This window comes from Acidovorax sp. (assembly GCF_022763525.1).
Classification (GTDB): Bacteria; Pseudomonadota; Gammaproteobacteria; order Burkholderiales; family Burkholderiaceae_C; genus Acidovorax.
Genome location: NZ_JALEGG010000185.1, coordinates 1 through 7,293 on the forward strand (window position 1 = coordinate 1; position 7,293 = coordinate 7,293).

9 protein-coding genes are annotated in these 7,293 nt (G+C 65.6%); 4 read left to right on the forward strand and 5 right to left on the reverse strand.

From position 1 onward, the window contains the following. Window positions 1–35: 35 nt before the first annotated feature. Window positions 36–680 carry a TetR/AcrR family transcriptional regulator gene (locus tag MRY84_RS14165; RefSeq protein ID WP_291506357.1) on the reverse strand — a complete coding sequence of 215 codons (645 nt, stop codon included), beginning with the start codon at window positions 678–680 and terminating at the stop codon, window positions 36–38. A gap of 184 nt (window positions 681–864) precedes the next feature. Here MRY84_RS14165 and MRY84_RS14170 point away from each other — a divergent pair, with 184 nt between their 5' ends. Next, the gene (locus tag MRY84_RS14170; RefSeq protein WP_291506358.1) at window positions 865–1,200 is read left to right on the forward strand and encodes an Mpo1-like protein; all 336 of its coding nucleotides are present in this window, start codon (window positions 865–867) and stop codon (window positions 1,198–1,200) included. A 110-nt stretch (window positions 1,201–1,310) separates the two neighbouring features. Here the strand turns inward: MRY84_RS14170 and MRY84_RS14175 are convergent, their stop codons facing one another. Further along, the gene (locus MRY84_RS14175; RefSeq protein WP_291506359.1) at window positions 1,311–2,570 is read right to left on the reverse strand and encodes a YihY family inner membrane protein; all 1,260 of its coding nucleotides are present in this window, start codon (window positions 2,568–2,570) and stop codon (window positions 1,311–1,313) included. Between the two features lie 21 nt (window positions 2,571–2,591). On the opposite strand from MRY84_RS14175, the gene MRY84_RS14180 reads away from it, so the two are divergent. The 3 genes from MRY84_RS14180 to MRY84_RS14190 are packed head-to-tail and all read left to right on the forward strand — an operon-like array spanning window position 2,592 to window position 5,149. After that, window positions 2,592–3,023: a DUF2069 domain-containing protein gene (locus MRY84_RS14180; RefSeq protein WP_291506360.1), complete on the forward strand. Its 432-nt coding sequence runs from the start codon at window positions 2,592–2,594 to the stop codon at window positions 3,021–3,023. Between the two features lie 46 nt (window positions 3,024–3,069). Further along, window positions 3,070–4,494, forward strand: a complete 1,425-nt coding sequence (locus MRY84_RS14185; RefSeq protein WP_291506361.1) for an FAD-binding oxidoreductase — start codon at window positions 3,070–3,072, stop codon at window positions 4,492–4,494. 31 nt (window positions 4,495–4,525) lie between these two features. Continuing rightward, window positions 4,526–5,149, forward strand: coding sequence for a hypothetical protein (locus tag MRY84_RS14190; protein WP_291506362.1), 624 nt, complete (start codon window positions 4,526–4,528; stop codon window positions 5,147–5,149). A gap of 129 nt (window positions 5,150–5,278) precedes the next feature. On the opposite strand, the gene MRY84_RS14195 is transcribed toward MRY84_RS14190, so the two are convergent. From MRY84_RS14195 to MRY84_RS14205, 3 genes are all read right to left on the reverse strand, one after another. After that, a complete protein-coding gene (locus MRY84_RS14195; RefSeq protein ID WP_291506363.1) occupies window positions 5,279–5,848 on the reverse strand; it encodes a YdeI/OmpD-associated family protein in 570 nt (189 codons plus the stop codon). Window positions 5,849–5,857: 9 nt separating this feature from the next. Continuing rightward, complete coding sequence (locus MRY84_RS14200) at window positions 5,858–6,433, reverse strand: hypothetical protein (RefSeq protein WP_291506364.1); 576 nt, start codon at window positions 6,431–6,433, stop codon at window positions 5,858–5,860. 81 nt (window positions 6,434–6,514) lie between these two features. Continuing rightward, the gene (locus tag MRY84_RS14205) at window positions 6,515–7,015 is read right to left on the reverse strand and encodes a hypothetical protein (protein WP_291506365.1); all 501 of its coding nucleotides are present in this window, start codon (window positions 7,013–7,015) and stop codon (window positions 6,515–6,517) included. Window positions 7,016–7,293: the final 278 nt, after the last annotated feature.

The window sequence follows — 7,293 nt, forward strand, 5'->3', positions numbered from 1 at the left end:
CCGCTGCGTGCGGGAGCGGAGGGTGGACAGTGGCGTCAAGCGGCGCGGGGCCTTTTAGGCCGCGGTCTTTCGGGCTGCGGTTGGGGCAGCGGCGTCACGGCAGCGGCTATCGCACCCAGCACCAGACTGCGGTAGGCCTGCAGATCGAAGCGGTCCTCCACCATGGCGCGGCCAAAGGCGCCGTCCAGCAGCAGCAGGATCCAGTCCGCTGCCTGGGCGGGGGACATTGCCAGACGCACTTGGCCGCGCTGCGCGGCGGTATCCAGCAGCTGCGCGAGCTGCGCCTTGCGGCCGGCTTCGCTGCGGGCCACACAGGCAAACACCTGGGGGTTGCGCACCGCCTCGGCCAGCACCTCCAGCCCGATGCGGGTGTACACCGGATCCGTCAGCAGGGCCAGGCTGTCCTCCACGATGCGGATCAAAGCCGGGTACAGCGCGTCGGCCTGGGCCGCGGCAGCAAAGCGTTCGGCAGTCTCCCGCTGATCCTCTTCCACGATGGCGGCAATGATGGCCTCCTTGGTCGGAAAGTAGTGAAAGAGGTTGCCCGGGCTCATGCCGGCTTCGGCACAGATCTCGGCCGTGCGCGTGGCATGGAAGCCCTTGCGCATGAAGCAGGCCACGGCGGCCTCCAGGATCTGCTGGCGCCGGGCTTGCTGGTGTTCAGGATTGACGGTGCGCATGGGAAAAATCAAAAGCCGGGGCGTGATTATTAATAGATCAACTAGTCGATTTATTAAAACATCGCCCCACACCGACTGTCAAATCGGGCACGCCACCCGCGCGGACTTGAGCGTATAAAGCGCGAACCAGCAGAGGCCCGCTCACCGGGATCCGGGCCTGCACGACAATGACCAGGAGACAGCCATGGACACGAGTGCCCCCCTACCCGCCACCGACCCGCGCACCTTCAAGTCCTTCGCGGAGTTCTATCCGTTCTATCTCACCGAGCACAGCAACCGAACCTGCCGGCGGCTGCACTTCGTGGGCTCCACGCTCAGCCTGGTATGCCTGGCCATGTTGATCGCCACCGGCAAGCCCCAGTACCTGCTGTACGGCCTGCTGTGCGGCTATGGCTTCGCCTGGCTGGGGCACTTTGGCTTCGAGAAAAACAAGCCTGCCAGCTTCAAGCGGCCGCTGTACAGCTTCATGGGCGACTGGGTGATGTACAAGGATTTGTGGACCGGCAAGGTGCCGTTCTGACCGTTGTCGCGGCAGCGGCGAACGCTTGAAGAAAAAATCGGCTCCAGCGCTTATCCATCAAGCGTCACCAGCTATATTTTGTATAGCATCAGAATCGATGCGACGGCCTGTCAGGCAGCGTCGCCCGCCTCCAGCACGTCCTGCAGCAGAAGGCCATCCAGGCGCGCATGCGCCCACAAGGGTGCCAGGGTGGCTGAGCGATCCAACAGCAGCCGCTGCACCAGCGGCGCCAGCGGTGTCGCACCAGGGACGGCCAGCAGCACGCAGCGGGGCTCGGGAACGTCGGAGGCACCCACTGCCGCGTCGTTCACCTGGCCCACCCAGTCCAGCGCCGTGAGGGCTTCCAGCACTGGGGCCAGTTGCAGCACGTCCACCCGCAGCAGCTGGGCGAGCTGGCTGGGGCGCAGGCCCTTGAGGGGCTGGTCGCGCACGCGGTGCAACTGCTGCAGCACCTCCACCGCCAGCTGGAACGTCCAGCCCGCCACCGTGCCGCGGCGCGCCACGCCCGCCAGCAGGCTGGGCAGGTAGGCCGTGACCACCGCGCCCAGCAGCACGATGACCCAGGCTACATAGATCCACACCAGCAGGATGGGTAGCGTGGCAAATGCACCGTACACCACGGAGTAGGTGGGCACCTTGCCCAGGTACAGCGCCAGCACCTTCTTGGCCATCTCGATGCACACCGACACGAACAGCCCGCCCGTCCACGCATGCCGCCACTTCACCGGCGTGTTGGGCACGTAGTGGTACAGCGCGGCCATGCCACCCGCCAGCACCACGAACTGGATCGAGTCGAACAGCAGGTGCACGCCATCCGGCAGGCGCTTGACCAGCCCGCCCGAAGCCGACATCACATACGAAGAAAGCGCCAGGCTGGCGCCCATGAGCAGCGGCCCCAGCGTGATGGCCGCCCAGTAGATGAGCACGCGCTGGCCCAGCGGGCGTAGGCGCTGCACGCGCCAGATGTCGTTGAGCGTGCGGTCAATGGTGAGGATCAGCGCCAGCGCCGTGGCCATCACGATCGAGAAGCCCGCCACTCCCAAGCCGCTGGCCTTGGCGGCAAACTGGTTCAGGTAGCCCAGCACCTGGCGCGAAATGCTGTCGGGCACCAGGCTGGTCACCAGCCAGCTCTGCAGCGCGTCTTGCAGCTTGCCGAAAATGGGGAATGCCGTGAACACCGCGAGCGCCACCGTGAAGAACGGCACCAGCGCCAGGATGGTAGTGAACGTGAGGCTGCTGGCCGTCAGGCCCAGATGGTCTTCACGGAAGCGCTCGCGCAGCGTTTGCGCGGTGGTGCGCCAGGGGAAGTGCGACAGCTCTGCCGCCAGCGACTCGACGCGCGACGCTACTGCCTGTAAGGAGAAAGCCATGGCCGATATGATGCCAGCCCCATGACCGCATCCTCCGCCGCTCCTTCCGTGCCAATCCCCTCCCCTGCCGACCCCGCCGTGGCCGCCACGCGCTGGGTCGCCACGGGCAGCCTGCTCGCGCTGATCGCGCTGTGCCTGGCGTGGGAACTGGTACTGGCACCCGTACGCCCGGGGGGCTCGTGGCTCGCCATCAAGGCGCTGCCGCTGTGCATACCGCTGGCGGGCATCCTCAAGAACCGCATGTACACCTACCGCTGGGTCAGTCTGGTGATCTGGCTGTACTTCACCGAAGGCGTGGTGCGGGGCTGGAGCGACCAGCCGCCCTCGCAATGGCTGGCCTGGCTGGAGATTGCGCTGTGCCTGGTGCTGTTCGTGGCGTGCACCCTGCACGTGCGGCTGCGCCAGCGCAACGCTAGGGCAGCGGCCGCTGCCGCAAACTCCGCCGCATCCTGAAACGGGCCCGGCGCCCGACCTTCACCACATTGAAAAAGTGCTAGCCATGACCCAACTGCTCGAAACCCTGCGCGCCATCGTCGGCCCCGCCCATGTGATCACCGAAGGCGACCTCACCGCCTGGGAACAGGACTGGCGCCGCCGCGTGCGCGGCAAGGCCCTGGCCGTGGTGCGCCCGGCCAGCACCGCCGAGGTGGCCGCCGTGGTCAAGGCCTGCGCCGCCAGCGGCACATCCATCGTGCCGCAGGGCGGCAACACCGGCCTGGCCGTGGGCTCCACGCCCGATGATTCGGGCACGCAGATCGTGCTGAGCCTCACGCGCATGAACACGGTGCGCAGCGTGGACACCGATAACCTCACCATGACGGTGGAGGCCGGCTGCATCCTGCAGAACCTGCAGGAGGTGGCACGCAACGCGGGTGTGCTGTTCCCCCTGTCGCTCGCGGCCGAAGGCAGCTGCACCATCGGCGGCAACCTGGGTACCAACGCGGGCGGCACGCAGGTGGTGCGCTACGGCAATGCGCGCGAGCTGTGCCTGGGCCTGGAAGTCGTCACGCCCCAGGGCGACGTGTGGGATGGCCTCAAGGGCCTGCGCAAGGACAACACCGGCTACGACCTGCGCGACCTGTTCATCGGCAGCGAAGGGACGTTGGGCATCATCACTGCCGCCACGATGAAGCTCTACCCCCAGCCCGCCGCCAAGCTCACCGCCTGGGCCGCCGTGCCGTCCATGGAGCATGCCGTGGCCCTGCTGGGCCTGGCGCACAAGCAGCTGGGCGCGGGCCTCACGGGCTTTGAGGTGATGGGGCAGTTTGCGCTCAGCCTGGTGGGCAAACACATGCCGCAGCTGCGCGTGCCCTTCCTGGGCGATGAGAACACTCCGTGGTGTGTGTTGCTGGAGAACTCCGACAGCGAATCCGAAGAACATGCGCGCGCACGGTTCGAAGCTCTGCTGGAGACTGCGTTTGAAATGGGCTGTGTGACCGACGCCGTGGTGGCCGAGAACCTTACCCAGGCCCACCAGCTCTGGCATATCCGCGAGAGCATTCCGCTGGCCCAGGCCGAAGAGGGCCTGAACATCAAGCACGACATCTCGGTGCCCATCTCGCGCATCCCCGCCTTCGTGGCGCACACCGACGCGGTGCTGCAGCGCGAAATCCCAGGCGTGCGCCTGGTCAACTTCGGCCACTTGGGCGATGGCAACCTGCACTACAACGTGCAGGCCCCCGCCGAGGGCGATGCCAAGGCCTTCCTGCGCGAGCACGAAGCGCAGGTCAACCACCTGGTCTATGAAGCCGTGGCCGAGTTCGGCGGCTCGTTCTCGGCCGAGCACGGCATTGGCGAGCTCAAGGCGGACAAGCTGGCCAAGTACCAGTCGCCCGTGGCGCTGTCGATGATGCGCGCCATCAAGCAGGCGCTGGACCCGCAGGGCATCCTGAACCCGGGCCGGGTGCTGCAGCCACGCGCCTGATCAAGCCCTCTGACCACGGCACCAAGGAACCATGCCACTGACCGAACTGCACCGCGCCGTTGCCGAGCACACGGGCGCGTTCCACTGCGAGCGCATCCACAAGCCGCAGCAGACCAAGACGGTGACTTTTCAGCACCGTATCCAGCCCCCTGCCCCCTTGCTGGACGCGCCCCTGCCCGACGTAGGCCGCCTGCCGGCCTTCTATGCCACCTTCGGCAGCGTGCTGCTGTACCACGACGCAGATACCGGCGACGCTGCCCGTTACATCGCCCCGCCCACCGAATGGGCCGTGCTGCGCGAGGCCTTTGAGGGCTGGACCGAACACCTGGGCGACGAGGAACGCGACGACCTCCTGCCCGACTGGGTGGACCACTGCCTGGTGATTGGCGAAACGCCCCACTCGGGCAACTACGTCCTGATGGCCACCGACAGCGACTGCGCGGGCCGGGTGTTCGAGTTCGACCACGATGGCTTCGAGTTCACTGAGAAAGGTGCTGACCTCGTGGAATACGTGCAAGGCCCACTCCACCCGGACAGCGCCGCCTTGACCGACATCGCCTCGCACATGCGCTTCATCGACAAACGCACCGGGGCACAGTGGTGGATCCTGGAGATGAGCGACAACCAGGGGCACCGGGTGCGCACCCATACATGAGCAGTCGCGAACTGGCGCGAGGAAAATTGCTATCAATTAGATAGCTTAAACCGCTTTTAAATCAAGCGCGATCGGCCAACCTAATCACCCTATCTAGCAACCACTGGGCCGCGCGCCCAGCCTGGGACTTCAGGGATAGGGCACCTCGCCCTTACCCAGCATGTCCACAAACTGCGCGATTTTCCGTGCGCGTGTTTCGGGCTTCTTCGCGTTGTGCACCCGGAACAGGATGGCGTAGCGGTTGCGGCTGTTGAGGGTTGCAAAGAACTCGGCAGCTTTTGGATGGGCATCCAGCGCGCGTTGCAGGTCATCGGGCACGGTCGACGAGCTGGCTGGCGCATACGCGGCCTCCCACCGGCCATCGTCCTTGGCCCGCTGGATCTGCAACAGGCCGGCCGGCCGCATCCGCCCGGATGCCACCAGGGCTTGCGACTTCTCCTTGTTGATCTGAGACCAGATGCTGCGGGCCGCTCGTGGAGTAAAGCGTTGAAGCCAGTAGTGCGCGCTTTCGGACTGTTTCTTTCCGTCAATCCAGCCGTAGCACAGCGCACACTCAAGCGCTTCGACATAGCTCACTGTGGCTTCGCTGGCCGACTTCTTCGCCAGTCGAAGCCACACACCCGAGGAGGTACTCCCGTGCTGATCCAGCCAGGCATCCCATGCCTCCTGGGTCGCAAAGGTCAGGGTCGGATCGGTCATGGGTCCCTCTCACCGGACGATGCCAGCAGGCCGCAGCCGGCTCGCCGCATGGCCCGGCCTCGGTTGATTCTGAAAAAACAGCACGAGGTCCCGCACCGTCCTCACCCGGCCAAAGTAAGGATTGGAAGCACTGGCGTCCAAGGACCTTCCCGTTCGGGATGCGATTTCTTGAACGATGTCCATGTCCAGATCCTCGTCGTCGAGCCTCAGATCCTCCTTCAACCTGTCGTCGGCTCGCAGGGGGAACGACGGGTGAGCATCCGCGAGATGGCCCTGCAGCTGCTCGTAGACGGCTCGCACGACCCAGGTGTCCACTTCGCGTGCTTTGAAGTCCCGCGCAAACTCGCAGATCGTGTGACCTTCGCGAGCCGAGGCCAGCGCGCGCAGTTGGCGTCGCTCCCGCCTGCCCTGCCGATGAGCGAGCAGGACGAGCACTGCCACGCCACCGGATACCGCAAGAAAAGCCACGGGGCGAGTCACCGCCAAATGGGCGACGGCAGCCGCGAGGCCCGCGACGAGCAGCCACGCTCCGACTGGCAATGAACGGCGCTCGAAGGGGGGCATGTGACGCGAGGGAATGCGCATGGGTGCCAATCTAGCAAACGCCTGCGGCGGCCCGCCGAGGCCGCTGCACATGCGACGCGACGGTTCGTGGAGACAGACGCCCTAACGAATGCACGCCTTCCCCACCGGTGTTTCGGGATCGCACGCCAGCAGGCCCTGGAGCTCAAACACGTAGAAGCGAGGCCGCTCGCTGCAGTAAATGGTGGTGACCTTCCCGGACGCGCGGGCCTTCACCTCCACGCCCGCCCCCTCGTCCCGACTTCCGCGGGCACGGGTGAACACGGTGTAGGCGTGCGAGCCCGTACCAAAACGCACCGACTGCGTGTAGACCCCTTTGGAGGTATAGGTTGCACCGAAGAACTGGGCCAGCGAGCCTTCTCGCTGCGCTGGAAAAACCAGCTCCACCGCTTTCTCCTGCCCATCGCGGCCCAAGGTGCCAAAGCGATATTCCAGGAATCCGTCCAGGGACGGTGGAGACGCAGCGCACAGCTCAATGAACTTGCGGCCATTCGAGGCTTCGCAGCTGAAGATGGGCGTGGATCCGTCGTCGCATGCGATCGCCGTGGAGGCGGCCAGCGCGACCACCACAGCTGGAACACGCAAACGAAGGATGATGCGTAACGAAACCATGCGCTGCCAGAAGAGATGGAACCTTGCGATTTAAGGGTGACCTGCACAACCTGGACGGCCGTGTGCACCGCCCTGAAAGGCCCAGTTTGACGGGTCGATGTGCGCCGGGCGGTGCGTCACAGGAGCTGGAAGTCAAGCATCTTACCGATCGCCTTCTCCAACCGCCGGATGCTCCCTCGCCCATTCCACGGTGGACTCCCAGTCGGGTGGCACGCAGCCCTGCGCCTGCACACACAAACTCGCGCTGGCCA

What these genes read in the sequence shown, in the direction of transcription:
- MRY84_RS14165 (WP_291506357.1), bottom strand. Translation starts at nt 680, where the DNA reads ATGCGCACCGTCAATCCTGAACACCAGCAAGCCCGGCGCCAGCAGATC.
- MRY84_RS14170 (WP_291506358.1), top strand. Translation starts at nt 865, where the DNA reads ATGGACACGAGTGCCCCCCTACCCGCCACCGACCCGCGCACCTTCAAG.
- MRY84_RS14175 (WP_291506359.1), bottom strand. Translation starts at nt 2,570, where the DNA reads ATGGCTTTCTCCTTACAGGCAGTAGCGTCGCGCGTCGAGTCGCTGGCG.
- MRY84_RS14180 (WP_291506360.1), top strand. Translation starts at nt 2,592, where the DNA reads ATGACCGCATCCTCCGCCGCTCCTTCCGTGCCAATCCCCTCCCCTGCC.
- MRY84_RS14185 (WP_291506361.1), top strand. Translation starts at nt 3,070, where the DNA reads ATGACCCAACTGCTCGAAACCCTGCGCGCCATCGTCGGCCCCGCCCAT.
- MRY84_RS14190 (WP_291506362.1), top strand. Translation starts at nt 4,526, where the DNA reads ATGCCACTGACCGAACTGCACCGCGCCGTTGCCGAGCACACGGGCGCG.
- MRY84_RS14195 (WP_291506363.1), bottom strand. Translation starts at nt 5,848, where the DNA reads ATGACCGATCCGACCCTGACCTTTGCGACCCAGGAGGCATGGGATGCC.
- MRY84_RS14200 (WP_291506364.1), bottom strand. Translation starts at nt 6,433, where the DNA reads ATGCGCATTCCCTCGCGTCACATGCCCCCCTTCGAGCGCCGTTCATTG.